At 51.2% G+C, this 22,857-nt stretch carries 31 protein-coding genes; 8 read left to right on the top strand and 23 right to left on the bottom strand.

Features of this window, described 5'->3' with window-relative positions:
- Positions 1-3: 3 nt before the first annotated feature.
- The 9 genes from rpmD to rplN are packed head-to-tail and all read right to left on the bottom strand — an operon-like array spanning position 4 to position 3,610.
- A complete protein-coding gene (gene rpmD / locus J6J34_RS12065; protein ID WP_126755500.1) occupies positions 4-186 on the bottom strand; it encodes a 50S ribosomal protein L30 in 183 nt (60 codons plus the stop codon).
- A gap of 6 nt (positions 187-192) precedes the next feature.
- Positions 193-699, bottom strand: coding sequence for a 30S ribosomal protein S5 (rpsE, locus tag J6J34_RS12060; RefSeq protein WP_301722168.1), 507 nt, complete (start codon positions 697-699; stop codon positions 193-195).
- A gap of 9 nt (positions 700-708) precedes the next feature.
- Positions 709-1,062 (bottom strand): 50S ribosomal protein L18, encoded by a 354-nt coding sequence (gene rplR / locus J6J34_RS12055; RefSeq protein ID WP_301722169.1) that lies wholly within the window; start codon positions 1,060-1,062, stop codon positions 709-711.
- 9 nt (positions 1,063-1,071) lie between these two features.
- Positions 1,072-1,605: a 50S ribosomal protein L6 gene (gene rplF / locus J6J34_RS12050; RefSeq protein ID WP_301722170.1), complete on the bottom strand. Its 534-nt coding sequence runs from the start codon at positions 1,603-1,605 to the stop codon at positions 1,072-1,074.
- 14 nt (positions 1,606-1,619) lie between these two features.
- Positions 1,620-2,012, bottom strand: a complete 393-nt coding sequence (gene rpsH / locus J6J34_RS12045; RefSeq protein WP_301722171.1) for a 30S ribosomal protein S8 — start codon at positions 2,010-2,012, stop codon at positions 1,620-1,622.
- A 26-nt stretch (positions 2,013-2,038) separates the two neighbouring features.
- Positions 2,039-2,344: a 30S ribosomal protein S14 gene (rpsN, locus tag J6J34_RS12040; protein ID WP_301722172.1), complete on the bottom strand. Its 306-nt coding sequence runs from the start codon at positions 2,342-2,344 to the stop codon at positions 2,039-2,041.
- Positions 2,345-2,355: 11 nt separating this feature from the next.
- Entirely contained in the window at positions 2,356-2,895 is a 540-nt protein-coding gene (rplE, locus tag J6J34_RS12035) for a 50S ribosomal protein L5 (protein ID WP_126764558.1), read from the bottom strand.
- 21 nt (positions 2,896-2,916) lie between these two features.
- The gene (gene rplX, locus J6J34_RS12030; protein ID WP_301722173.1) at positions 2,917-3,231 is read right to left on the bottom strand and encodes a 50S ribosomal protein L24; all 315 of its coding nucleotides are present in this window, start codon (positions 3,229-3,231) and stop codon (positions 2,917-2,919) included.
- Between the two features lie 10 nt (positions 3,232-3,241).
- Positions 3,242-3,610, bottom strand: coding sequence for a 50S ribosomal protein L14 (gene rplN / locus J6J34_RS12025; RefSeq protein WP_126764556.1), 369 nt, complete (start codon positions 3,608-3,610; stop codon positions 3,242-3,244).
- A gap of 440 nt (positions 3,611-4,050) precedes the next feature.
- On the opposite strand from rplN, the gene J6J34_RS12020 reads away from it, so the two are divergent.
- Genes J6J34_RS12020 through J6J34_RS11995 form a run of 6 tightly spaced genes read left to right on the top strand, consistent with a single transcriptional unit; the run spans position 4,051 to position 9,821 of the window.
- Positions 4,051-6,840, top strand: a complete 2,790-nt coding sequence (locus tag J6J34_RS12020; protein WP_301899099.1) for a monovalent cation/H+ antiporter subunit A — start codon at positions 4,051-4,053, stop codon at positions 6,838-6,840.
- Positions 6,840-7,184 carry a Na+/H+ antiporter subunit C gene (locus J6J34_RS12015; RefSeq protein WP_301722175.1) on the top strand — a complete coding sequence of 115 codons (345 nt, stop codon included), beginning with the start codon at positions 6,840-6,842 and terminating at the stop codon, positions 7,182-7,184. The genes J6J34_RS12020 and J6J34_RS12015 overlap by 1 nt, the downstream gene beginning before the upstream one ends.
- The gene (locus tag J6J34_RS12010) at positions 7,184-8,701 is read left to right on the top strand and encodes a monovalent cation/H+ antiporter subunit D (protein WP_301722176.1); all 1,518 of its coding nucleotides are present in this window, start codon (positions 7,184-7,186) and stop codon (positions 8,699-8,701) included. The genes J6J34_RS12015 and J6J34_RS12010 overlap by 1 nt, the downstream gene beginning before the upstream one ends.
- Positions 8,694-9,182 carry a Na+/H+ antiporter subunit E gene (locus J6J34_RS12005; RefSeq protein WP_301722177.1) on the top strand — a complete coding sequence of 163 codons (489 nt, stop codon included), beginning with the start codon at positions 8,694-8,696 and terminating at the stop codon, positions 9,180-9,182. The genes J6J34_RS12010 and J6J34_RS12005 overlap by 8 nt, the downstream gene beginning before the upstream one ends.
- Entirely contained in the window at positions 9,176-9,445 is a 270-nt protein-coding gene (locus J6J34_RS12000) for a K+/H+ antiporter subunit F (RefSeq protein ID WP_301722178.1), read from the top strand. Before J6J34_RS12005 ends, J6J34_RS12000 begins: the two co-directional genes overlap by 7 nt.
- Positions 9,446-9,458: 13 nt before the next feature.
- Positions 9,459-9,821, top strand: coding sequence for a Na+/H+ antiporter subunit G (locus J6J34_RS11995; RefSeq protein ID WP_301722179.1), 363 nt, complete (start codon positions 9,459-9,461; stop codon positions 9,819-9,821).
- Here the strand turns inward: J6J34_RS11995 and J6J34_RS11990 are convergent.
- The 13 genes from J6J34_RS11990 to queE all read right to left on the bottom strand — a co-directional run bounded on the left by J6J34_RS11990 (position 9,818) and on the right by queE (position 19,613).
- A complete protein-coding gene (locus J6J34_RS11990) occupies positions 9,818-10,561 on the bottom strand; it encodes a hypothetical protein (protein WP_301899098.1) in 744 nt (247 codons plus the stop codon). The two genes, J6J34_RS11995 and J6J34_RS11990, sit on opposite strands and share 4 nt — an antisense overlap.
- Positions 10,558-11,040 carry a hypothetical protein gene (locus tag J6J34_RS11985; protein WP_301899097.1) on the bottom strand — a complete coding sequence of 161 codons (483 nt, stop codon included), beginning with the start codon at positions 11,038-11,040 and terminating at the stop codon, positions 10,558-10,560. Before J6J34_RS11985 ends, J6J34_RS11990 begins: the two co-directional genes overlap by 4 nt.
- Positions 11,027-11,401: a DUF192 domain-containing protein gene (locus J6J34_RS11980; protein ID WP_301722182.1), complete on the bottom strand. Its 375-nt coding sequence runs from the start codon at positions 11,399-11,401 to the stop codon at positions 11,027-11,029. Before J6J34_RS11980 ends, J6J34_RS11985 begins: the two co-directional genes overlap by 14 nt.
- Before the next feature lie 9 nt (positions 11,402-11,410).
- Positions 11,411-12,202, bottom strand: a complete 792-nt coding sequence (locus tag J6J34_RS11975) for a type II secretion system F family protein (protein ID WP_301899096.1) — start codon at positions 12,200-12,202, stop codon at positions 11,411-11,413.
- Positions 12,189-13,052 (bottom strand): type II secretion system F family protein, encoded by an 864-nt coding sequence (locus J6J34_RS11970; protein ID WP_301722184.1) that lies wholly within the window; start codon positions 13,050-13,052, stop codon positions 12,189-12,191. Before J6J34_RS11970 ends, J6J34_RS11975 begins: the two co-directional genes overlap by 14 nt.
- The gene (locus tag J6J34_RS11965) at positions 13,042-14,229 is read right to left on the bottom strand and encodes a TadA family conjugal transfer-associated ATPase (RefSeq protein ID WP_301722185.1); all 1,188 of its coding nucleotides are present in this window, start codon (positions 14,227-14,229) and stop codon (positions 13,042-13,044) included. The genes J6J34_RS11970 and J6J34_RS11965 overlap by 11 nt, the downstream gene beginning before the upstream one ends.
- A complete protein-coding gene (locus J6J34_RS11960) occupies positions 14,226-15,437 on the bottom strand; it encodes a type II and III secretion system protein family protein (RefSeq protein ID WP_301775132.1) in 1,212 nt (403 codons plus the stop codon). The genes J6J34_RS11965 and J6J34_RS11960 overlap by 4 nt, the downstream gene beginning before the upstream one ends.
- Complete coding sequence (locus J6J34_RS11955; protein WP_301722187.1) at positions 15,434-16,171, bottom strand: CpaB family protein; 738 nt, start codon at positions 16,169-16,171, stop codon at positions 15,434-15,436. The genes J6J34_RS11960 and J6J34_RS11955 overlap by 4 nt, the downstream gene beginning before the upstream one ends.
- 163 nt (positions 16,172-16,334) lie before the next feature.
- Positions 16,335-16,856 (bottom strand): hypothetical protein, encoded by a 522-nt coding sequence (locus J6J34_RS11950; protein WP_301722188.1) that lies wholly within the window; start codon positions 16,854-16,856, stop codon positions 16,335-16,337.
- On the bottom strand, positions 16,829-17,365 hold the full coding sequence (locus J6J34_RS11945) for a hypothetical protein (protein ID WP_301899095.1): 537 nt from the start codon (positions 17,363-17,365) through the stop codon (positions 16,829-16,831). The genes J6J34_RS11950 and J6J34_RS11945 overlap by 28 nt, the downstream gene beginning before the upstream one ends.
- Positions 17,355-18,554 carry a hypothetical protein gene (locus J6J34_RS11940; protein WP_301899094.1) on the bottom strand — a complete coding sequence of 400 codons (1,200 nt, stop codon included), beginning with the start codon at positions 18,552-18,554 and terminating at the stop codon, positions 17,355-17,357. The genes J6J34_RS11945 and J6J34_RS11940 overlap by 11 nt, the downstream gene beginning before the upstream one ends.
- Positions 18,554-18,832 (bottom strand): Flp family type IVb pilin, encoded by a 279-nt coding sequence (locus J6J34_RS11935; protein WP_301722191.1) that lies wholly within the window; start codon positions 18,830-18,832, stop codon positions 18,554-18,556. The genes J6J34_RS11940 and J6J34_RS11935 overlap by 1 nt, the downstream gene beginning before the upstream one ends.
- Positions 18,833-18,926: 94 nt before the next feature.
- On the bottom strand, positions 18,927-19,613 hold the full coding sequence (gene queE, locus J6J34_RS11930) for a 7-carboxy-7-deazaguanine synthase QueE (RefSeq protein ID WP_301899093.1): 687 nt from the start codon (positions 19,611-19,613) through the stop codon (positions 18,927-18,929).
- Between the two features lie 77 nt (positions 19,614-19,690).
- Here queE and queC point away from each other — a divergent pair, with 77 nt between their 5' ends.
- Positions 19,691-20,350, top strand: coding sequence for a 7-cyano-7-deazaguanine synthase QueC (gene queC / locus J6J34_RS11925; RefSeq protein WP_301722193.1), 660 nt, complete (start codon positions 19,691-19,693; stop codon positions 20,348-20,350).
- Here the strand turns inward: queC and nagZ are convergent.
- On the bottom strand, positions 20,347-21,369 hold the full coding sequence (nagZ, locus tag J6J34_RS11920; RefSeq protein WP_301899092.1) for a beta-N-acetylhexosaminidase: 1,023 nt from the start codon (positions 21,367-21,369) through the stop codon (positions 20,347-20,349). The genes queC and nagZ overlap by 4 nt on opposite strands.
- Before the next feature lie 191 nt (positions 21,370-21,560).
- On the opposite strand from nagZ, the gene J6J34_RS11915 reads away from it, so the two are divergent.
- Positions 21,561-22,844, top strand: coding sequence for a S41 family peptidase (locus J6J34_RS11915; protein WP_301899091.1), 1,284 nt, complete (start codon positions 21,561-21,563; stop codon positions 22,842-22,844).
- Positions 22,845-22,857 lie beyond the last annotated feature (13 nt).

The following is a 22,857-nucleotide window of genomic DNA, read 5'->3' as shown; positions in this document are numbered from 1 at the left end:
GTATTAGTCCTCCACCTTTACCATGTAAGTGACTTGGTTCACCATGCCGCGGACGGCTGGAGTATCTTCCAGCTCGACCGTGTGACCAATGCGGCGTAGACCAAGACCACGTAGAGTAGCTTTATGCTTCGGTAAACGACCGATTGAGCTACGCGTCTGTGTTACTTTGATTGTCTTATTCGCCATTGTTCACTACCCCAGAATTTCTTCAACGCGCAATCCACGCTTAGCCGCGACTTGCTCAGGCGACTTCATGTCGTGAAGTGCCTTGATTGTGGCACGTACAACGTTGATTGGGTTGGTTGAACCATATGCTTTTGACAGCACGTTGTGCACGCCTGCTACTTCTAGTACTGCACGCATCGCACCACCGGCGATGATACCTGTACCTTCAGAGGCTGGCTGCATGAATACCTGTGAACCTGAGTGACGGCCTTTAACAGGGTGCTGTAAGGTATCGCCTTTCAGCTGCACGGTTACCATGTTGCGACGTGCTTTTTCCATTGCCTTTTGAATAGCAGCTGGAACTTCACGTGCTTTACCATAACCGAAACCCACTTTACCCTGACCATCACCAACCACAGTCAGTGCAGTGAAGCTAAAGATGCGACCACCTTTAACAACCTTCGCTACACGATTTACTGTGATCAGCTTTTCTTGCAGGTCACTTTGTTGAGCTTCTACATTTGCATTTGCCATGTTCGTCTCCTAGAACTGAAGTCCAGCTTCACGAGCAGCGTCGGCCAAAGCGGCGACACGTCCGTGATAACGGAAACCACTGCGATCGAAAGCGACGGTTTTCACGCCTTTTTCAATCGCTCGTTCAGCGATCAGCTTACCAACTGTTTTTGCTGCATCGACGTTGCCGGTTGCTTTAACCGCATCGCGAACAGATTTTTCAACAGTTGATGCTGTTGCCAGTACTTCAGAACCGTTCGGTGCAATGAGCTGTGCGTAAATATGCCGTGGTGTACGGTGAACGACCAGGCGGTTTGCACCCAACTCAAGCATTTTCTTACGTGCGCGAGTAGCGCGGCGTAAGCGAGCTGTTTTCTTGTCCATCGTCTTACCTTACTTTTTCTTGGCTTCTTTACGGCGTACTTGCTCATCGGCGTAACGTACACCCTTACCTTTGTAAGGTTCAGGCTTACGGTACGCGCGAATGTTAGCGGCAACTTGACCCACTAACTGCTTGTCTACACCCTTAACGACTACTTCAGTTTGTGCTGGGACTTCGATAGTAATTCCTTCCGGAATATCGAAGACAACAGGATGAGAGAAGCCCAGTGTTAAGTTGAGTTTAGAACCGGCAGTATTTGCACGGTAACCAACACCAACCAACTGCAGCTTGCGCTCATAACCTTGCGCAACACCAACCACCATGTTTTGTAGTAACGCACGTGCGGTACCGGCTTGGGCGTTGGAATTTGCAACACCTTCGCGAGCGACTGTACGTAAAACGCCGTCTTCTTGAACTAATTCAACAGCGTCGTTAACTACACGGCTCAATGAGCCTTTGGCACCTTTAATTGTCACTTCCTGGCCATTTAGCGTAACTTCAACGCCAGCAGGAATGGCAATCGGTGCTTTAGCAACTCGTGACATTTCCTAACTCCTCGTTACGCTACGTAACCGATAACTTCCCCGCCAAGACCCGCATTGCGAGCGGCACGGTCGGTCATCAGGCCTTTAGAAGTTGAGACGACAGCCACACCTAAACCACCCATTACTTTAGGTAGTTCGTTGCGTTTCTTATAGATACGCAGACCAGGGCGACTTACGCGCTCAATTGATTCGATAACAGGCTTGCCTTCAAAGTATTTCAACGTTACTTCAAGCTCAGCTTTCACTTCGCCAGATACGCCGAAATCCGTGATATAACCTTCTTCTTTAAGAACTTGGGCAATCGCCACTTTCTGTTTAGAAGCAGGCATGCGCACGGCAACTTTGTTAGCACCCTGAGCGTTGCGGATGCGAGTGAACATATCCGCAATTGGATCTTGCATGCTCATATTTGCTTTCTCCCGTGACTCGTGGCTTACCAGCTAGCTTTTTTCAAGCCAGGAATTTCACCGCGCATAGCTTTCTCACGTACTTTAATACGGCTCATGCCGAATTTACGTAAGAAACCGTGTGGGCGGCCCGTAACGCGGCAGCGGTTACGCTGACGGCTTGGGCTCGAATCACGAGGAAGACTTTGCAATTTCAGCACGGCTTCCCAACGCTCTTCGTCCGAAGTACTCGGATCGCTGATCACATTTTTAAGTGCGATGCGTTTCTCTGCGTATTTAGCTGCAAGCTTTTGACGCTTGAGCTCACGCATTTTCATTGCTTCTTTAGCCATAACTCTACACCTTACTTCTTGAACGGGAAGCTAAAGGCAGACAGCAAAGCGTGAGCTTCGTCGTCGGTGCCAGCAGTTGTAGTGATAGTGATATCTAAACCACGTACCCGATCGACTTTGTCATAGTCAATTTCAGGGAAAATGATTTGCTCACGCACACCCATACTATAGTTTCCACGTCCGTCGAATGATTTCGGGTTCAAACCACGGAAGTCACGAACACGCGGGATAGCAATCGTAATTAAACGTTGCAAAAAGTCCCACATACGCTCGCCACGCAGAGTCACTTTACAGCCAATTGGGTAGCCTTCACGGATTTTGAAGCCAGCGACAGATTTACGAGCTACAGTTTTAATCGGACGTTGACCAGAAATTGCTTCCAGGTCTGCCGCTGCGTTGTCGAGAATCTTTTTGTCAGCCAGAGCTTCACCAACACCCATGTTAAGGGTGATTTTTTCAATCCGAGGGACTTGCATGACGCTGTTGTAGCCGAACTGTTTAACCAGTTCAGGAACTACTGATTCTTTGTAAAAATCATGCAGTTTCGCCATCGTAAAACTCCAAATTAAAAATTAAATGATTGCGTTGTTTGATTTGAAGAAACGAACTTTTTTGCCGTCTTCAAATTTGAAACCAACACGATCTGCTTTACCAGTCTCTGGGTTATAAACCGCTACGTTAGAAACGTCGATTGAAGCTTCTTGCTCAATCACACCGCCAGCAACGCCTAAAGCCGGATTTGGCTTCTGGTGTTTCTTAACGATGTTTACGCCTTCAACGAAAACACGACTTTTAGCGGTGTCGACTTTCAGCACTTTACCACGCTTGCCTTTGTCTTTACCTGCCAGGACTACTACTTCGTCATCACGTTTTATTTTTGCCGCCATAACTGACTCCTTACAGTACTTCTGGTGCCAGAGAAACAATCTTCATAAATTGCTCAGAGCGCAATTCACGAGTCACTGGTCCAAAGATACGAGTGCCAATAGGCTGTTGGTTGTTATTCAACAATACAGCCGCGTTGCGGTCAAAACGGATGACTGACCCGTCTTGACGACGGACGCCTTTTCTGGTGCGAACGACCACCGCGTTAACAACATCACCTTTCTTCACTTTACCGCGAGGAATTGCTTCTTTAACAGAAACTTTAATGATGTCGCCGATATTCGCGTAACGGCGGTGCGAGCCACCCAGAACCTTAATACATTGTACGCTGCGAGCGCCCGAGTTATCGGCCACGTCCAGTGTAGTTTGCATTTGGATCATTGCAGTGCTCCGCTTGATTAATTAAACAGACCCTCTCGGGTCGTTGTCCGTCCTTTTATTCGCGACAATTTGCCGAACAAATCATAGAGAATAAAAGATTTTCCCTTATAAAAAGGGCGGCGAATTGTAACAGATAAAAAATGCAGATGATAGTACTAAGTAGGATTTTCTTGTGGGATGTTTCGGGGCCAAAATTTATTGTGGATCAGTCCTGTCCCGAGACGTTGCTACTCTATCAAATAAAGGCATGCACAGCTATTAAATTTTTATCGATTCGCCCTACTTATTTATGAGTTCGAAAAACGCGACCGGCGGGTTGGAAGTACCGTAGGCTGCGACCGATTCAGTTGGCAAGCAGCTGATCGAAGTGGTAAATTCAATCTTATCTGAACGGTCTCAGTGGTAACTGATAACCCCCATTTAGAAGGTAACGAGGTGAAATGAATCTAGCAGCGATCGTTTTCTTGCCATTTATTGGTGCAGTTATTCCACTGCTTTTGGCGGGGCGTGCTCGACTCCATATCACACTGGCTACCGCCGCCGTAACCGTGCTTAGTCTGGCGTTACTGGTGGTAGAGGCGCCGGTGGCCCTGGCTGGCGATACCACACTCTATTTTGCCGAGTGGCTACCAACCCTTGGACTGCATATAGCTTTTCGGCTGGACGGGCTGGCGTTATTGTTTGCGGGTTTGATTCTCATTATCGGTCTACTCGTCATTATCTATGCGCATTACTATTTAAGCCAAAAAGACAGCGCACCACGATTTTTCTCGTGTTTACTGTTATTTATGGGCTCTATGCTTGGCATAGTTACCGCCGATAACCTCATCCTGATGTGGTTCTTCTGGGAATTAACCAGCGTCTCGTCATTTTTATTGATCGGCTACTGGTTCCATCAAAGCACAGCGCGCCGCGGTGCTCGCATGGCATTAGCAATCACCGGCGCCGGCGGTCTCGCGCTTTTGGCAGGGATCCTGTTAATTGGCAGTATCGTGGGCAGTTACCAGCTTGATGCTGTGTTTGCCGCCGCCGACACCATCCGTGAGCATGAGCTTTACTTACCTATATTGATTCTCGTGTTACTCGGTGCATTTACCAAGTCGGCACAGTTTCCGTTCCAATTCTGGCTGCCCCATGCGATGGCGGCACCTACGCCGGTAAGTGCGTACTTACACTCCGCGACCATGGTCAAGGCCGGCATCTTCTTAATGGCTCGCCTGTTACCGGTGCTTGGTGGTACTCCTGAGTGGTTCACTATTGTCACCTTAACCGGTCTGGCTACCCTGCTCTTCGGCGCTTATTTCGCCCTGCTGAAGACCGACTTAAAAGGCTTATTGGCGTTCTCGACCATTAGTCACCTTGGCCTGATCACCATGTTACTTGGTCTGGGCAGCGCCGGCGCAGTCGTCGCTGCGTTATTCCATATTATCAACCACGCGACCTTCAAAGCAGGTCTGTTTATGATTGCCGGCATCATTGACCATGAAACCGGTAGTCGTGATATGCGCAAATTAAGTGGCCTCAGAAAAGCGATGCCGTTCACTATGGTCCTGGCCGTCATTACCTCGGCTGCCATGGCAGGAATTCCATTCTTTAACGGCTTCCTCTCTAAAGAAATGTTTTTTGCCGAAGCCTATCAGCAAGATCTGTTTGGCGCTTTATCCTGGTTCGTCCCGGTGCTAGCGACGCTGGGCGCCATGCTCTCCGTTGCCTACTCGGTTCGCTTTGTGCACGACGTATTTTTCCAGGAGCCGCCACATGATTTACCGAAGAAGCCGCATGAGCCACCACTGATGATGCGCTTCCCCGTCATCGTCTTTGCCGTGCTTTGTATCGGCGTAGGTGTTGCACCAATGCTGCTTGCCGCTGATATCCTCACGCCAGCAGTAAGTGCTGTGACGCTGTCTGAAACCACGCTCGATATCGCAATCTGGCATGGCTTTAATATGCCTCTGTTAATGAGTGCGCTGGCCCTGGTTGGCGGTATAGTTATCTATGTCGGACGCTCAGAGTTGCTGACCTTTAGTCGGCAGTTTGACCCGCACGACGCAAAAGAGATTTTTGCCAAAATTCTCAGCGCTACCACGCGGTTTTGTGATGACATGATGCAGCGCATCGAAAATGGCTCTTTGCAACGCTACATTGCCCTGTTATTAGTCTTTACCCTGGTGCTGGTGGTGCCTGAACTTGCCGCTGTGCGCCAGCTGACAGGCGACCGGCCACAGCTCCCCATAGACGCCATTAGCCTGGTCGGTGCCGTTATATTAATGCTCGCGGCTCTGGCTACGGCAATGCTACACAGGCAACGGCTGACCTCCCTCATGATGCTATCGGTGGTGGGGCTGGTCGTTTCGCTGAGCTTTATTCACTTTTCCGCACCGGATTTAGCCATGACCCAGTTAGTGGTCGAGGTGGTCAGTATTATTCTGATGATTCTGGCGCTTTTCTTCATGCCACAGCGAATCCCCCGCGCTTCAAGTGGCCGGCGGGTCGCTCGCGACGTGCTTCTGGCAGGTTCCATTGGCGGTATCGTGGGCACCCTCAACTACGCACTCATAACCCGGCCGTTTGAGAGTATCTCCGACTTCTTTTTGGCGAACTCAGTGCCAGGCGGTGGCGGTACCAATGTGGTAAACGTCATTCTTGTCGACTTCCGTGGCTTTGATACCCTGGGCGAGATCACTGTGTTAGCGATCGCTGCAGCGGGTATCCACAAGCTACTCAATAATCTGCGGCCCTTTATGCCATCAAGCGATGTTGATGGTCGACCCTGGCATCGTGTCAAGCACCCGCTGATGGTGCAAACCGTTGCCCAGGCGATTTTGCCGTTGGCGCTGATGGTCTCGGTGTACATCTTCCTGCGCGGTCACAACTTACCAGGCGGTGGTTTCATTGCCGGCCTGGTGACGGCAGCCGCAATGATTCTGCAATACATCGCCAACGGTGTCGACTGGGTGAAATCACGCTTTGATTATAACTATCAGACGCTGACCTCAGTGGGGGTAATGATTGCACTCTTTACTGGCGTGGGAAGCTGGTTCTTCGACCATAACTTCCTAACTTCAAGTTTCACCTACGTGCATTGGCCACTGGTTGGGAAGTTTGAACTTGCAACTGCGATTTTATTTGACCTGGGCGTGTACCTTACCGTTATTGGTGCGACCCTAATGATACTGGCCAACTTCGGACAGATGACCACGCGCCATCGTCCGCGTCAGGAGGGCTATTAATGGAAACTTTGTATGCAATTACTGTCGGCACTTTGACTGCGTGTAGTGTGTTTTTGATCTTGCGCGGCCGCTCGTTTCCAATTGTCATCGGGATAACGATGCTGTCCTACGCCGTCAATTTATTTTTGTTTTCCACCGGACGTCTGACCGTAAATGAATTACCTCTTGTGGGCTTAAGCGAGAGTAGCAGCGACCCGCTTCCGCAGGCACTGGTGCTAACAGCGATTGTTATCGGCTTTGCGATGACCGCTTACTCGATTATTTTGGCCGTCCGCGTACGTGGCGAAATAGGTTCAGACGAAGTGAATGACTCTAATTATGCTGAGCAAGAAGGACAGCGTTAATGCTTGCAAACCATCTGGTAATTTTACCTATTCTTATACCTTTGTTTGCTGCGCTATTGCAGTTATTGCCGTGGGGCGATAATCCACAACGGTATCGGCGAATCATCGGCATCACAGCTTCTTCGCTGACGCTGATCACCGCCATCTGGCTGGTAGGCAGTGTTCAGGATGAAGTTCTGGTTTATGCGTTAGGTAGCTGGCAAGCACCTTTTGGTATCGTTCTGGTGGCCGATAAACTAGCCGCATTAATGGTAGCTCTTACCGCTGTTCTTGCGCTGCCTGTACTGATTTTTGCCTGCCATGGAGAGGATAATCTCGGCTCGCATTTTCAGGCCTTATACCAGTTTCAGATCCTGGGTATTATGGGTGCCTTTTTAACCGGCGACCTTTTCAACCTCTTCGTCTTTTTTGAAATTCTGCTCATTTCCAGCTACGCCTTGTTGATGCACGGTGGAGGCAAGCTAAAGTTACGCGCAACATTGCATTATGTGGTGCTTAACCTGACGGGTTCAGCATTATTCCTCATCAGCCTTGGTGTCCTTTACGGGATTACCGGAACGCTAAATATGGCCGATATGGCGGGTAAAGTCGCAGTACTAGAAGGCGACGACGCCGCGCTGGCTCGCGCCGGTGGCATGCTACTCTTTGTTGTATTTGGCTTAAAAGCAGCACTGTTGCCACTCTACTTTTGGCTACCGCAGGCTTACGCAAATACCACAGGGACCGTTGCCGCGCTTTTCGCCATCATGACCAAAGTGGGTATTTACGCCATTATTCGAGTCTTCACGATGATTTTTGGTGCCGACGCTGGTGAGTCTTCAAATCTGGCGCAGGACTGGTTATGGTGGCTGGGCTTATTTACCATCTTCATCGGTGCTTTGGGTGTGCTTGGCAGCCGCGATCTCAGGCTCGTTGTTGCCTATCTGGTGCTGGTCTCTGTTGGGACCATGCTGACCACACTAAGCCTGGGGCACACCGATGCCATCGGTGCACTGCTTTTCTATCTCGTGCATTCCACGTTGGTCACAGCTGCCTTATTCCTGCTGGCTGACTTAATTGCCGAACAAAGAGGCAAAACAGCATCCCGGATTGTCAAAGGCCGTAAGATGGCACAGCACAATCTGCTGGGGGGCCTGTTCTTCCTGGCCGCCATAACCGTTATTGGCATGCCCCCTCTTTCTGGCTTCGTCAGTAAATTATTTATTCTGGAAGCAGCGCGCACAGGCGCTCAGGTAGTATTCCTTTGGCCGCTTATTCTCGGCGCGACTTTCCTGATGATGATCGCTCTCTCTCGCGCTGGCAGTCGCATGTTCTGGCATACCTTTGAAGGTAAGCCCAATGAAACCACACATCCAAAATGGCAACACGCATCGGTAGTTATGCTTTTGCTTAGCGCTGTCGCGTTAACCGTGTTTGCTCAACCTATCTCAAAATACACCGATGCTATTGCGATTCAGTTGACCACGCCGTTTGAATACATTTCTTCGGTTTTACCAACTGGAGGTCCTGATGAGTAAGCTAATTCCTGCTCCATGGTGGAGCCTCTTTTTATTACTGTTCTGGCTGTTGCTGCAGAATACCGTTTCGTTTGGCGTGACCTTGCTGGGGTTAATCCTGGCAGTAATTATTCCTCTGTATACGATGCGAGCGCGTGAGTACCCTACCACCTTGCATCGACCTTTACTGGCGGTGCAATATTTTCTGATTCTGCTGGTCGATATAATTCTGTCAAACTTTAATATTGCAGCTATCATTCTGATGCCAAAGAAACGTATTCAACCTGCGCTTATCGAGTTTCCTCTTGATGTGACAGGCTCTGTACCAATTACGATCTTAGCCAGTACCATTAGTCTGACACCTGGAACAATTTCTGCCGAACTTGCCCGCGATGGCCGTAGCTTGCTTATCCACGCACTAAATGTGCAGGACGCAGATGCTACTGTGCAACAAATTAAACAGCGCTATGAACGCCGGCTGAAGGAGATCTTCCAATGTTAGTCTACGCTCTGCAGTTTGCCTTCGGACTTTTTGGGCTATCACTGTTAATGAACTTCATACGCCTTATTCGGGGTCCAAACCTTCCCGATCGCATTCTGGCCCTCGACACGATTTATATTAATTCGTTGGCATTACTTATATTGTTGGGGGTCTGGCACAATACCGCCTTCTATTTTGAGGCAGCGCTTTTGATCGCAATGCTGGGCTTTATCGGCACCGTTGCAGCGGCAAAATTTCTTTTACGTGGCGATATCATCGAGTAAGGAAGGAGCTAACATGACAGACTTACCACAATGGGCTGATTTACTCATATCCTTCTTTTTGGTGCTGGGGTCCAGCTTTGCCTTTATTGGTTCGCTAGGGCTGCTTCGGCTACCTGACTTTATGGCTCGTCTGCACGCGCCTACCAAAAACACCACGCTTGGTGTTGGCAGTGTGATTATTGCGTCGATGCTGTATTTCTCTGTCACTGATTCACTCAGCCTGCACGAACTGCTCATCGCAATCTTTCTCTTTTTGACGGCTCCCATTAGTGCACATTTGCTGGCCAAGGCCGGTCTTCATCTGGAGTTGGAGATGACTGAAAATACGCGCGACCTACGAAAAAAACCAGAGCAGTACAGCGATAAAGACCACTAATTCAAGCAGCCCCCAGTTGGAGCCAGGCAGGATCGCATGGCCTGCTCCAATTGCTCGAATTGCATCAGGGCGCTACCAAAGTCATGGCCACCCACAAGTGCGCCGCTGGTCTGAATATCCTGAATCAAGACTGTCTCGGCTGTGAGCTCGTTGATAGAGCTTAAGTGCGTCAGGCTCAGCTGTCCAAGTACGCTGTCACCGTTAAGCCTAAAGATCCGGGTTATCCCCTGCTGGTCTAACTCAAGGTCGCTGGCAAATCTGTCTGCATAAACCCTGGCGACCCGGGGCAGTAATCGTTCAGAAAAAAGCCAATCGTCGATGTACAGGACAGGTATATTTAACCGATCGATGGCATCGACACTCACATAAGGTGAATACTCCTCATTGAGTTCCGCCAGGAGTTCGGCAGGCAAGTTGTGTAGTCTCAAATTAAAGCTACCGCTTAGTAATCCGAGTCCGTCCACACTAAAATCCCGATCGCCGCCGCTTTCAGTACTTACCGGCAACTCCAGATCATAGGTATTGGCTAAAATAAAAGCGCTAAGAGGAACCCGATCATATTCGAACGAATAGGCCAGTACTGCTTTTTGCCAAAACAGAATCTCATCCTGATAGCGCTGCATTAACCGCTGATCATCCGTTAGTGGATCTACAGGGGTCGAAGTATGGGCCCAGATCAACGCCATGAAAGTGAGCAGTAGTACGATAATTGGCAGCACAAAGCCGTTGGGCCTATTCATAAAACACTGGCCTCCGCAGTTGCGATGCGCTGCAAGCGCAACAGCGCTTGCAGCAGCTCATTATAATTACGCTCAAGCCCAACAGGTTTGGCACTGGCATCGAGCCGGGCATAACTCTTCCCAGTCAGTAAGAGCTCTGAGGCTAGGCGTAAATGGATTGCCGCGGAATTAAACCAAATTTCAAGTTGTTCCGGTTGCTGCTCCCGACAGCTCTCAAAGCTGTTCAACGCCGCATGATACTCATGCTGGCGAAAGTAAATAGCCCCGAGAAAACAAGCTGCCTGAGGGTCAGCAACGGGATGGGCAGCCAACTTTTGCAGTAACCCCTGGGCAAGATGATAATCCCCCTGACGATAAGCCTGCATCGCAACCTGGCGCTGCTGTTCTAAGTTAGAGTCGAATTGCTGCGCCGCCTTGGGAGTACTCTGGCAGCCAGCCAGCAACAGGACAATCGTTAGCCAAAGCTTACTCCACGGCATAGTCCACCTCATGCTCTTCAAAATGCAGCTGGCGTCCACACCATTGCTCCAGAGGATAAGGAAAACCTGATTCACATTCGATAATCGAGCGCGTTCCTCGTAAACGAATCATCACGCCAGGCTGAACGTTGCGGCGTACCGCAACAATTCGTTGCTGAGCATCAAGTCCGACAATGTCCATGGCAAACTGCATGCCCCAACTATGCACAGCAGTGCAACTCGGAAACCAATAGGCTTGGCCCCGGGGCAGTCCACCTTGCATCAGCATACCGACTAAGCGCTGCGGGAAACTGTTCATCACTTTCACTTCTTGCCACACGCAGAAGCGTTCCGGCTCTAATATAAAACGTCCTTGTTTCATGTTTTATCCTTACTGAGGTTGTAAAAAACCAATAAAAATAGGGCCTAAAATAAGTAAAAAAGTGACCGGAAAAAAGCACGTCACCAGGGGCAACAATAGTTTTACGCCAACCTCCTGTGCCAACCGCTCTGCTTCCAACTGCTGCTCTTTGCGCAACTGCTCCGCCTGCGCAATCAAAGTGTCCGCCAGTGCTCCACCGGTAAACCGTGACTGCAGTACCGCAGCGACAAAAGTGTTGCATGCAGGGTGAGGGATGCGCAGCTTAAATTCCACCAGCGCTTCATCCAGACTAACGCCAGCAAGCAACTGCTGATGGAGTACACGCAGTTGCACCAAAGCCGGTGAACCCCCACTTAATCCCGCAAGTGCATGCAGCGCTGCACGAAACGATAAGCCGGCCTGCAGCAGCATCGCCAACATATCCAGACAGGCAGGCCATTGCCGGCTGAAACGTCCGATTCGGGCGCGGTTCCGGGCGCGAGCTTGCAGATATACGCAAATCGCGCCCAGCAAAATCATCCAGCGAATCTGTTGTGGCAGAGGAAGCAGCAAACAAAAAACCACAACCAGCATTTCCAGCAACTGTCGCAACAAAACCTCTGCGGGCTCATTTAAAGGATCCTGTGACTTGGCATAAGCGGTCAGCCTGCGCTGCCAGGTCGGCGAACATCGGTTTAATAGTCGCTGCAACAGAACAGGCCCCTGACTCCAACAAAGGCGATAAAGTGCCAGGATGCTCACTCCGGCAATAAGCGCGATGAGCCCTAATGCGCTGGCAAAAAGCCAGTCAGGCGTCGTCATTGAAACGCCCCATAATTCTGCGCGTCAAAGCTATACCAATAAGCATCAGGCAGCCGCATAGCAGCAGTAAAACTCGCCCCTCCTGTGTCGTCAGCAGCAGCGCTTTGGACTGCTCTTGCACCTCTCCTATCGCAAAGAATAAGGCGAACGGTAAAACGAACATAACCTTGCCTTGCAATCTCGCCTGAGCTGAAAGACTTAACATCCGCTCCCTGGCATACTGTTGTTGCTGAATGGCGCAAGCCATGCGTGACAGCATCTGCGCTTGCTGCCCGCCATAACGGTGCCCCGTATCAATAGCGAAGGTAAAAAAGCGGACCATCGTCGAAGGCGAACGCCGGTAAAAGTCTTCCAGCGCCAGCATCAAGCTGTCTCCCGTCCGTTGCCGCTGCACCAGTAACCGAAATTCCATTTGCAAAGGTCGTGGCAACTGTTTCGCTACCAGTTCTATCGCCGGCGTAAGACTCAGACCCGCCTGCAGACTACTCGCAAGCAGCTGCAGAGCATTCGGCAGCTGCTTTTCAATTTTCTGCCGGCGGCGCTTAAGTAACGTCGTCCTTAACCATGGGAGCCCGGCGAAACAAAGCAGACATGCAAGAACTGACCAGACACCATTCGCCACCATCAGGCTCATAAAGATGACGACCGGCAGCACTAACACACTTAAGATCAACCAGAATAAACGCGCTGGAATGAAAATTAAGAATGCCGCTAATGAGAGCTCCGCATCACGCTCGAGACGTTGTTTTATTTCCCGTAATGGCTGTTGCGCCAGCAACAGTATTAAGCCAATGGCAGCTAGCACTGCCAGGCTGCCAAGCAGCGCCACCTGCCATAGCTCAATGACCATTATGCTGCCCCCATTCAGAGCCCATGCCAGTGCAACAAAGTTGACTATCGCGCCATTCGAACAGCGGCGTAATCTGGTAAGCGATGGATTCCAGTCCTACGACTTCACTGATCGCCGTAATGACACGGCGGCCATCGCTCAAGCGAGCAATTTGCACGATAACCTGAATAGCGCTGGCGATCTGTTGGCGTACGGCTGTCAGGGGCAGCTCAAAGCCCGCGAGCATCACCATCACCTCCAGCCGTTGTAGTGCTTCTCTGGGGCTATTCGCATGCAAGGTGCTCAGAGAACCTTCATGACCGGTGTTCATAGCTTGCAACATATCCAGAGCTTCAGCACCGCGACACTCTCCAACAACGATGCGATCTGGACGCATCCGCAGGGCATTGATTAATAGTTCTCTGATCGTTACCTGACCCCTTCCCTCAGCATTTGCCGGTCTGGCCTCTAAGGCAATCAGATTGACATGGCGCAACTTCAGTTCCGCAGCGTCTTCGATAGTAATGATGCGCTGATTTTCTGGCACCTCGCTGGCCAGTAAATTCAACAGCGTTGTTTTCCCGGTGCCTGTACCACCGACAATGAGGATATTTTTCCTTATTCGAACCATCTCCTGCAAATACGCTTTGGCGCTGTCAGTAATGGCGTTTAACCGAGTTAAGTCATCAAAATCTATGGTTTTCCTGGCAAATTTGCGGATGGTCAGGCAGGCCCCACGCAAAGCTAAAGGAGCGATGACGGCATTGACCCGAGAGCCGTCAGGCAAACGCGCATCCACCATTGGTTGGGCACTATCAATGCGTCGCCCGAGTGGCAGAACAATGCGTTCGATAACCTGCAACAGCTCTTCTTCACTGCGAAAGCGTATGTCCGTAGGCAATAGCTTACCCTGGCGTTCGATAAAAATAGAGTTGTAGTGATTCACCATGATCTCACTTATGCCCTCATCAGCGATGAGCGCACTGAGCGGCCCCAGCCCCATGCAGCTTTCGACCACTTCATCAATCAACTGCAGCTGCACTGCTGTTACAGCTGTCCCCTGATGCTGGAACAAATGAGCCTTGAGCAGGTCTTCCGCGAACTTGCGCAAATTAGCGGAACTGCCAAGATCGCGGTGCAAGGTGGCGCGTTGAATTTGCGACTTCAACACCTGGGTTAACTCCTCACGCTCAGTCATAACTTGTCCCCCCCGAAAATAAAAGGTTCAAGTAAGCCCGTACAGCCTGCCGCCCGACGAAAATCTTTAATTTGCTGATTTGCAACTGCGCCACGCGATTGGCGTTCGACACTTGCACTGGCAAGCTTTGGCGTGACCATAATGACCAGATCGGTTTCTGCTGTGCGAAACTGCTTGGAGCCGAACAGGGCACCGAGAATGGGAAGCTTATGTAACGCGGGAAAACGATCTGCTTGCTCAGATTGCTCGTGCTGCAGTAATCCCGAGAGAATCATTGTTTCACCCGCAGGGATGACAAGAGTGGAGGCGACCTTTCGGGTCAGCAAGCCGGGAATACCATTGACCGCTGTCGCCGGATCGATAGAACTCATTTCAGCAACCAGCTGAGTCTGGACTTTGCCGCTTTCGAGCAATTGTGGAGCAATAGTCAACTGGATCCCATAAGGGCGAAAGCTGACATCCTGTAGTCCTTGCACCAGCACCTGCGGCACCGGAAACTCACCGCCCACCAGAAACTCAGCAGTCCCGCCGCTGACAGCCGTCAATGTGGGTGTTGCCAAAAGTCTTGCCTGGCCCTGTCGCTCCATGACATCAATGGTCGACTGCGCGCTGATGGGTAAGTGCAGCCACTGTCCCGCATTCTCGACCAAGGGGCCGTTGATGTGCGCTGGCCAGCGTACGCCAAGGTGGCGCGCGAAAGAGCGCTTCACTTCGGCAATCCTGACTTCGATAACTAGCATCGGGGTGCTATCCTGCTGCACAAATTCGACTTGCGACACCAGCTTGCTATGCCGTTCAACGAGTCTTTCTATAGTCTTCTGATCGCCGAGATCCAATTGCCCGGAAATACTTATGAGCTCGTCATGATGATGGACCTGTAGCTGCGGGAACTGCCGCTGTAAAGCAAGCAGCTCAAGTTTGAGCCGTTGATCCAGTGCCGCTTTGACCTCAACAACATGGCGGGCTGACAATTGCGTGTCGGTGAACATAAGCAGCTCCGTCGTACCCGCCTGCTTACCGGTGACGACCAGCACACCACTGTCGAGATGTTGGAAATTCACCACCTGATCGTTGGTGATGACGACTTCATCGACCCCCTCTAACGGGATAATGATCGACTCATCGGCTCTGACTTCAAAAACTTTGGGTTGCGCTTGTACGCTCAGACAGAACAACAACCCAATCACCGCATGTAGATGCTTTGTCATTCGCCAAAACCTCCGTTGTTCATGGTGTATATCTTTATCACCGGCTCAGCTTTTAAGGGTGCATAGTCTGGCTCAGGGTTTTGCAACCAGATCGCATAACCACTTCTGCGAATTTGTTCAAAAGCCGCGGCCTGGGCAGCTGTAAAGCGGAAGGTAAGAGTGCTCGCCAGGCCCTGCTGCCAGTCCGCCTCTGTGACATTATCGATAGCCAGGATTTCAACATTTGCGATACTCATGAGCGTGTTCTCAGAAGCTTCCCCGAAGCTGTCACGCTGCGCCACCAGACTGACTCTGTTGCCGATTGCTAAAAGACCATGATGAACCTGTTCGATGCTGATGGTCGCGGTCACCGCGTACTCATTGTGCGCAAGCACATCGCTGAAGGAGGCGCGCCGCGCTTGCTGCAGAACAGCCAGCATCACAGGCTCGCCACGACTGACAAAGTGCTGCGTCAAGTTGCCAACAATGGCCATCGCATCCTGTGGTCGCAACCAGTCTTCGCTGATGTAGCCTGGTGGGTACTTGCGCTGCTGCAAATCATCAAGAGTCACCATATGGCCTTCCTCTAAGTCCCTTTTGAACACCAACACCCACTCCATGGCTGCATTACGCTGTTGTTCGATCGCTTGTGATTGTTGTTCTACATAGGTTCTCATCAGCTGATAACTGGCAATGACGAGCGCCAGTACGAGCAACACCAACAAAGTCAGTTTCCATTTCAAATTGACCTGCATCAGCTAGCTCGCCCATGGATGCAATAAAAACTGCTGCCACAGGGCGCTATACATCATCATCCAACTCATCACCACGAACTCGAGCCAGACCAATAGTGTCTGTTCGTTCACCGTCACCGGGACAATCACGATAAGTAATAGCGCCAGACTAACGATGATGACTTCAAAACTTGCCTGCCCCGACTGTCCCCGCGGAGACCACCAGGGTTTGTGAGCCCTGCTGGTATAAAAACAGGTCTTCTGTCGGCAATTGCAATGATAAATAAAACCTTCCATGGCTTAACTCCAAAAGCCGTGGTTTACGGCTCTGATAGCGAAACTGTGCAAACTGGAACAACTGCTGTGGATGCTGCTTGCTTAAATGAATCGTAATCTGCTGACCTTCACTGGCCAGCTCTTGCAAAGGCAGTCCTCGCCAGTCCGATGGCGAGGGCTGCGTCTTCGCACGAACTAAACGGGTGAGCCAGTACTGTCCCTGATGCTGTTGTAGCAACCACATCGCCCCCCGGTGCTCACACCAAAAACCCAGGTTGGTGAGCTCAGTCACCTGGCAACCGATAAGGTGCAACTGCGGCGTGTCCGGAGATATTATCCGCCAGGTCTGATGACTGCTTTGCTCGACCAGTAACTCACCCTGCCAATCCAGCGGCAAATCCATCAGCGGCATTCCCGTTTTTGCGCGCACTCCAGCTCCAACGGCGTGGCGTCCGGGTTAACATAGCCCCAGCGCAGCTGACCAGGGGCGAACTCCTCGGTGAAATGCAGCCAACTAAGTAAGCGCTGGATTTGCGGCAGACCCAACTCATTTAAACGCGCCGCGGGCGTTAACAGCGCAGGCCTTGCACTTAGCGCCCCCGGCTCACCGGCTTGCCAGGCATCCAGAATACGAGCCATGGCCACCTGCTCTTCGTTTTTTGTTAGCAAGCGCAGATTATCGCTTGCTAACTTCAGGCCGGTAAGTTGCGCAACAGGCCCTAGTACCTTTTGAGCCTGTCGGGCAAAAGCATAATCCCCAGTGTCGCTGACCTTAGCTGGTGACCCGAACCGCCAGATTTCGGCACGACTCCTGTCAATGCGCTGCTGCTGTTGAATATTCTGGGGTTGTATCACGTCTTTGATAAGCGTCAGCAGCAGCGCCAACAGCAGGAGTATCCAAACACTCTCAATGATCGCCTGTCCGCTTTCAGTTTTCATTTTCTTGGCCTCCCGGGTACAAGCTCGCCAGCAATCCTTTCTCAGCGAGGGTGAGCGATAGCAACTGCGGCTGCCACAAGGAGTTAAATAAGTTTGCCTGCTCACTCGCGGCGTCTATACGGGGAAACAAGCTTTGCGGTCGGGAAAAAAATACACCTGCCTTAGCGGTCACATCGTTGAGTACAACAATGACCTGGGGCCAGTCATCGGGCTCTAGATCCCTGCGGTTAAAGTAGTTAAACCGCCTCGCCGTATCTGTCAGGCTGTGTTGCATGGCTTGCGCCCAGGCAGAAGTTCGCGGGTTGATAGTGGGTGAATTACCAAAGTCATTCGGGCCATATTGACTGACTTTGTGCCCAAGATAACTTAATCCGTCGCCCCAAGGGAGTTCCTCGGAATCAAGCAGCCCCGTAATGTGGATCGCGACGGTATCCATGGATTGCCAGCTCCAGTGTCCGCGAGTGTCACTCTGTAAACGCGCTGCGCCGGCTTTTTTGACGCTCACCTGAAGTGCACTGAACCATTTGTAGCTGCGCTCTCTGGTAAAACCATCCATGCTCGCCAGCATAAGTCGGTGCGCCAGTCCGCTATCATTTCCTGAGTGCTGGGCAGGAACATAACTCCACCACAACCACGGCAACTGAATCAGCCCGGGGGCGTGGAGTACCTGCCAGCTAGGCTGCTCAACATCATGGTGCGCCAGCACCTCAGCCAGAGTTCTTGGAATTTCCAAGCTAAACGTTAAACGTGCAAACCACTGCGTCGCGCGTAGCGCCGTGGTTATTAAATGTTGGAAATAGAGAGTACTTCGAATAATGGCGGTCAGGGGTCGCTCAGCGTGACCAACAGCTACGGCAATCTGCCGCGTTACGGAATTGAGATAGGGGATCCAGGTTGACACAGCGGCATTGCGATCGACGACATCACGCATCATCTGAAACCAGCTATAAAGCCCCGCCAGCTGCGCCAGCGTAAGCTCATTAGCCAGCAACGCACGATTGATTAGCGCCAGCAGATTCAACTCTCTTGCCAATAAAGTCGCAGCAGAGCTTGCCATATTGTCAGCGACATTCTGTTGATACCAGACGCTGCGAATGTTCTGACTGCCCCGCATCACAGCAAGAGTCAGTACCAACAGGGCAGCCAGAATCGGTAACAGCCAGATGCTGGTGAAACCACGGCTGCGCATTAGTTTTCACCCGACTCGGTCGCTTCGTCATAGTTGCCGAGATTGACATCCTGTCGTGCCACAGTGCCTGACCGGCGCGCAGCGGAACGGGCTTGGTTGAGTTGCTGCGAAGAGTTCTGACCACTTACTTCGTGCGCAATACCCGAAACCTGGTTGCGCACGGTTTTGCCGAGCAGTGAGTAAACCCCAATTGCAGCTACGGCAATGAGGGCAACAATGATGATGTACTCGGTCATTCCTTGACCGCGGCTTTTGAAAAGAAAACTTCCCTGTTGCATAACGCCTCCATGCGAAAAAGTAGTAGCAAGCTGATGACTCAGCTCTGAAACTATAACGCAGGGACGCTTAGTGCTTTGGCAGCGAGGAGATGACTTACTCGATATTCAGATACTTGTGCAACTGCACCGACAGACGCCAGTTACGCTTAATACAGGTTGCTATTGCCAGTTGTGTCGCACGGGGACGCTGGGAAATTGGCTGCAACGCGATAATTGCATCGGAGCGCGGTGGACAGCGCTGTAGGAGATTATCCAGCGCATCAATATGCTTTTGCATAGCGACGGGATGTTTGATTTCGTTCGCTCTTTGCATACAGTCCGGCCGCACCAGATAGCCTCCGGGCATATCCAGCTTTGGCGAAACCGTCACCCAGGTGTCCGCAGTCACCTGCAGGGCGAAAGTGCCACTGGTTTCAATTTGCAACTGATAGCCGGCCTTTTCTAAGGTCTCACCCAACTCCTGCAAATCAAACATTGCTGGCTCGCCACCGGTAATGACCACATGCCTGGCACTAAAACCTTGCTCGGTAAAAAGAGCTAACAGCTGAAGTGCAGTTAGCTCTGCCCACTCAGCTGTTGCTGACGTCTTAGTGAGCATCGTTTGCGCGTCAACTTGCTTATCCGCTGATTTTTCCCACGTGTGCTGGGTATCGCACCAGGGACAGCCTACCGGGCAACCTTGCAGGCGCAGAAAAATGGCCGGCGTGCCAGTGAATACGCCTTCACCCTGAATGGTTTCAAATAATTCATTGACTGGATAAAGAGTAGTAATGGGTTTCATCCTGTTTTACGTTAAACTATAGCCACTATTGTACCGTAAGTCGGTCGTTAAAAAAGCAGTAATCATGGAGCTCGGGTATGGCAAAGGTTGTAGTAATTTATTCTGGCGGAATGGACTCGTTCACGGTGCTCAATCGCGCCATTCGTGACGGTCATGAGGTTTACGCTCTGTCATTTAATTACGGTCAGCGCCATGTCAAAGAACTGGAGGTGGCAGCACAAGCCGCTGCAAAACTGGGGGTGCCGCATAAAGTTGTTGATATCACCGCCGTTAATTCACTGTTAGGTGGCAGCTCACTCACCTCTGCCGATGACGCCATACCTGAAGGCCACTATGCCGAAGATTCAATGAAATCAACAGTGGTCCCCAACCGCAATATGATCTTATTATCGCTGGCTATTGGCTATGCCGTATCGCTGGATGCCAGTGCGGTCTATTACGGAGCGCACTCAGGGGATCATGCAATTTATCCGGACTGCCGCCCGGAGTTTGTGAAGCGCATGAATGATGTCAGTCTGATTGCTAACTACGAGCCGATAAGTATTGAAGTTCCCTACCTTGATAACAATAAAGCCGAGATCCTTGCCGATGGCTTAGCTATGGGGCTCGACTATGCCGACACCTGGACCTGTTACAACGGTCGCGAGCTGGCCTGTGGGAAATGCGGAGCTTGTGTCGAGCGGCTCGAAGCTTTTGCTGAAAACAAGGTCACGGATCCGCTTAGTTACGAAAGTTAAGACCCGTCGGCAAAACGCTCCAGCAGCAGCTGAGCCTGATGCCAGCGCGGATGGTTACGTAGCGTCTGCCAGCCCAGGCCAGCGCATTTAGCAAGGTGTTCGTAACAACGATTGGCGCCTTTATGCGCTTCAGTAAAGCGTGGCTCAAGCGCTTCAAGCACTGCTTTGGCTCCAGCTCGATCATTACAGGCCAACACCATATCGCAACCTGCGTCTAATGCGGCTATTGCACGTTCCGGCATAGTTCCAGCGGCAGTGGCCGCCGCCATGGCAAGATCATCACTAAAAATCACGCCCTTAAAACCTAGTTGCGCGCGCAAGACGTGCTGTAACCAACGCGCAGAGAAGCCAGCTGGTTTGTCATCCACTGCCGGATAAATAACATGCGCAGGCATTACCGCATCCATACAGTTGGCCAGTTCGATAAAAGGCGGCAAGTCAGTCCGCAGGATCTCCTCCCAGGACCGCTCATCGACAGGCATCGCAATATGGGAATCAGCCTTCACCGAACCATGCCCGGGAAAATGTTTACCGGTCGCTTTCATGCCGGCCTGATGCATGCCTTTAATGAAGCTGCGTGCTAGCAAAGTTACGTGCTCAGCACCCTTGGCAAAAGCGCGCTCGCCGATGACTTCACTCACACCGTTCATGTCCATAACTGGCGCGAAACTAATATCGATATCCATCGCCAGCACTTCACTGGCCATTAGCCAGCCCAACTCCTGCGCACAATGCTGGGCATCTTCGCGGCTGTTCGCATGCGTAAGGATTGCGCCCATCGCCGGAATTTTCGAAAAACCTTCGCGAAAACGCTGAACCCGACCGCCCTCATGGTCAACCGCCAGGATCAGTGGATTTCTGGCCGCTGCACGTGTTTGACGCACCAATTCATGTAACTGATCAATATCGGTAAAATTACGGGAAAAGTAGATGACTCCCCCCACCGCTGGATGCGCTAATAACTCGCGCTCTTCGCTGGTGATTTCAGTTCCCTGCAAATCGATCATTACTGCCGTCATAAATGCTACTCACGCTACCTGGCTAAAACAAAGATCGCAGTTTGCCAAAAATAACCGGGCGCGTCACTAAGCAATTTTGCCGAACTGGACATCTCTCAAGCGAGCGAATATAACAGTATTTCAGGTCATGTTATTGAGGTTGAAGTATGCGCTCCAGGTCCATAATCCCAGGTTACAGGAATCTATGCTTAGTGTTGTCGACAACATTGTTACTCAGCTGCGGTGGTGGCGGTAGCAGTTCTCCTGCAACCGGTGGTAGTGACGACGGCAGTTTAAGCTGCACTGTTGCGGGACAAAACCGCTACTTCCTCGATTACATGCGCGAAAATTATTTTTGGTACGAAGATATACCGACAACGGTCGACCCTGCAGAATATGCGTCCGTATACGACTTATTAGACGCAATTCGCAGTGATAACGACCGGTTCAGTTACATACTGACAGAACAGGAATATCAGGACCGCTTTGTCAACGCTGAATACATTGGCTTTGGTTTCTCCACACGGTTCAACGGTGACCGGGTGTTTATCAACTATGTTTTCGATGAGTCTCCCGCAGCTCAGGCTGGTCTTCGCCGTGCTGATGAAATCCTGGCAATTGACGGTGTCCCTGTTGGTGATCTTATCGCCAGCGGTGGCTACAACGAAGCCCTTGGTCCGCGTGAGGTCGGCGTAACTGTAACCCTCGACTGGCAGCGTCCTGACGGCACTCTCTTTAATGACATCCTGACTAAAGAACAAGTCGAAACCAATACAGTGCTCGCCACCAAGCGTCAACAGCTTGGCGGCCGCGAAGTTGGCTACTATGTCCTGAATAGCTTTATCGACCGCACCGGTGCAGACTTGAATGAGGCGTATAATGCGCTGGTTGGCGTGGATGATCTGGTCATCGATTTGCGCTACAACGGCGGGGGGCTGATCCGTTATGCAAACCAGGCCGCAACCCAGGCGGCGGGTAACAACGTCATTGGTAATACCTTTGTTTCCCTGCGTTTTAATGACAAAAACAGCGACAACAATGCTACCTCGCTGTTTGAGTTAATTGAGGGCGTTCAGCAACTGGATTTAAACCGGGTATTTGTGCTGACAACCGCCTCAAGCTGTTCCTCATCAGAGCTTATCATCAATGGCTTACAACCTTTTATTGATGTGGTGGTGATTGGCCAGCGCACCTGCGGTAAACCCGTCGGCCAGTCGCCGGACCCCTTCTGTGACAAACGCAGCTTTGTGATTAACTTTGAAACGGTCAATGCCAACGGTGAAGGGCGCTATTTTGATGGGATTCCCGTGCACTGCTCAGCCGACGACCGACTGGTAGGTGACTGGGGTACCAGTGGTGATCCTCTTTTAGCTGAGGCCAAACACTATATCGTTAACGGCAGTTGCAGTAGCTCAGGGACCGCTAGTTTAGCCACCGCCGCACAGCTTACAGCGGATGAGCATCCGCTTTTGCAACAATGGCGCAATGAGTTTTAATACCTAAAGTTAG

Source organism: Pseudidiomarina terrestris (genome assembly GCF_030466405.1).
GTDB classification, from domain to species: Bacteria; Pseudomonadota; Gammaproteobacteria; order Enterobacterales; family Alteromonadaceae; genus Pseudidiomarina; species Pseudidiomarina terrestris.
The sequence above is the reverse complement of the archived record's forward strand: the minus strand, read 5'-3'. Positions and strand labels throughout refer to the sequence as shown.

What these genes read in the sequence shown, in the direction of transcription:
- rplX (WP_301722173.1), bottom strand. Translation starts at nt 3,231, where the DNA reads ATGGCGGCAAAAATAAAACGTGATGACGAAGTAGTAGTCCTGGCAGGT.
- rplN (WP_126764556.1), bottom strand. Translation starts at nt 3,610, where the DNA reads ATGATCCAAATGCAAACTACACTGGACGTGGCCGATAACTCGGGCGCT.
- nagZ (WP_301899092.1), bottom strand. Translation starts at nt 21,369, where the DNA reads ATGACGGCAGTAATGATCGATTTGCAGGGAACTGAAATCACCAGCGAA.
- J6J34_RS12015 (WP_301722175.1), top strand. Translation starts at nt 6,840, where the DNA reads ATGGAAACTTTGTATGCAATTACTGTCGGCACTTTGACTGCGTGTAGT.
- J6J34_RS11975 (WP_301899096.1), bottom strand. Translation starts at nt 12,202, where the DNA reads ATGACGACGCCTGACTGGCTTTTTGCCAGCGCATTAGGGCTCATCGCG.
- rpsE (WP_301722168.1), bottom strand. Translation starts at nt 699, where the DNA reads ATGGCAAATGCAAATGTAGAAGCTCAACAAAGTGACCTGCAAGAAAAG.
- J6J34_RS11970 (WP_301722184.1), bottom strand. Translation starts at nt 13,052, where the DNA reads ATGGTCATTGAGCTATGGCAGGTGGCGCTGCTTGGCAGCCTGGCAGTG.
- rplR (WP_301722169.1), bottom strand. Translation starts at nt 1,062, where the DNA reads ATGGACAAGAAAACAGCTCGCTTACGCCGCGCTACTCGCGCACGTAAG.
- J6J34_RS11935 (WP_301722191.1), bottom strand. Translation starts at nt 18,832, where the DNA reads ATGCAACAGGGAAGTTTTCTTTTCAAAAGCCGCGGTCAAGGAATGACC.
- J6J34_RS11940 (WP_301899094.1), bottom strand. Translation starts at nt 18,554, where the DNA reads ATGCGCAGCCGTGGTTTCACCAGCATCTGGCTGTTACCGATTCTGGCT.
- queE (WP_301899093.1), bottom strand. Translation starts at nt 19,613, where the DNA reads ATGAAACCCATTACTACTCTTTATCCAGTCAATGAATTATTTGAAACC.
- rpmD (WP_126755500.1), bottom strand. Translation starts at nt 186, where the DNA reads ATGGCGAATAAGACAATCAAAGTAACACAGACGCGTAGCTCAATCGGT.
- J6J34_RS11995 (WP_301722179.1), top strand. Translation starts at nt 9,459, where the DNA reads ATGACAGACTTACCACAATGGGCTGATTTACTCATATCCTTCTTTTTG.
- J6J34_RS12020 (WP_301899099.1), top strand. Translation starts at nt 4,051, where the DNA reads ATGAATCTAGCAGCGATCGTTTTCTTGCCATTTATTGGTGCAGTTATT.
- J6J34_RS12005 (WP_301722177.1), top strand. Translation starts at nt 8,694, where the DNA reads ATGAGTAAGCTAATTCCTGCTCCATGGTGGAGCCTCTTTTTATTACTG.
- J6J34_RS11990 (WP_301899098.1), bottom strand. Translation starts at nt 10,561, where the DNA reads ATGAATAGGCCCAACGGCTTTGTGCTGCCAATTATCGTACTACTGCTC.
- J6J34_RS12010 (WP_301722176.1), top strand. Translation starts at nt 7,184, where the DNA reads ATGCTTGCAAACCATCTGGTAATTTTACCTATTCTTATACCTTTGTTT.
- rpsN (WP_301722172.1), bottom strand. Translation starts at nt 2,344, where the DNA reads ATGGCTAAAGAAGCAATGAAAATGCGTGAGCTCAAGCGTCAAAAGCTT.
- queC (WP_301722193.1), top strand. Translation starts at nt 19,691, where the DNA reads ATGGCAAAGGTTGTAGTAATTTATTCTGGCGGAATGGACTCGTTCACG.
- J6J34_RS11945 (WP_301899095.1), bottom strand. Translation starts at nt 17,365, where the DNA reads ATGAAAACTGAAAGCGGACAGGCGATCATTGAGAGTGTTTGGATACTC.
- J6J34_RS11980 (WP_301722182.1), bottom strand. Translation starts at nt 11,401, where the DNA reads ATGAAACAAGGACGTTTTATATTAGAGCCGGAACGCTTCTGCGTGTGG.
- rpsH (WP_301722171.1), bottom strand. Translation starts at nt 2,012, where the DNA reads ATGAGCATGCAAGATCCAATTGCGGATATGTTCACTCGCATCCGCAAC.
- rplF (WP_301722170.1), bottom strand. Translation starts at nt 1,605, where the DNA reads ATGTCACGAGTTGCTAAAGCACCGATTGCCATTCCTGCTGGCGTTGAA.
- J6J34_RS11960 (WP_301775132.1), bottom strand. Translation starts at nt 15,437, where the DNA reads ATGACAAAGCATCTACATGCGGTGATTGGGTTGTTGTTCTGTCTGAGC.
- J6J34_RS11955 (WP_301722187.1), bottom strand. Translation starts at nt 16,171, where the DNA reads ATGCAGGTCAATTTGAAATGGAAACTGACTTTGTTGGTGTTGCTCGTA.
- rplE (WP_126764558.1), bottom strand. Translation starts at nt 2,895, where the DNA reads ATGGCGAAACTGCATGATTTTTACAAAGAATCAGTAGTTCCTGAACTG.
- J6J34_RS12000 (WP_301722178.1), top strand. Translation starts at nt 9,176, where the DNA reads ATGTTAGTCTACGCTCTGCAGTTTGCCTTCGGACTTTTTGGGCTATCA.
- J6J34_RS11985 (WP_301899097.1), bottom strand. Translation starts at nt 11,040, where the DNA reads ATGCCGTGGAGTAAGCTTTGGCTAACGATTGTCCTGTTGCTGGCTGGC.
- J6J34_RS11965 (WP_301722185.1), bottom strand. Translation starts at nt 14,229, where the DNA reads ATGACTGAGCGTGAGGAGTTAACCCAGGTGTTGAAGTCGCAAATTCAA.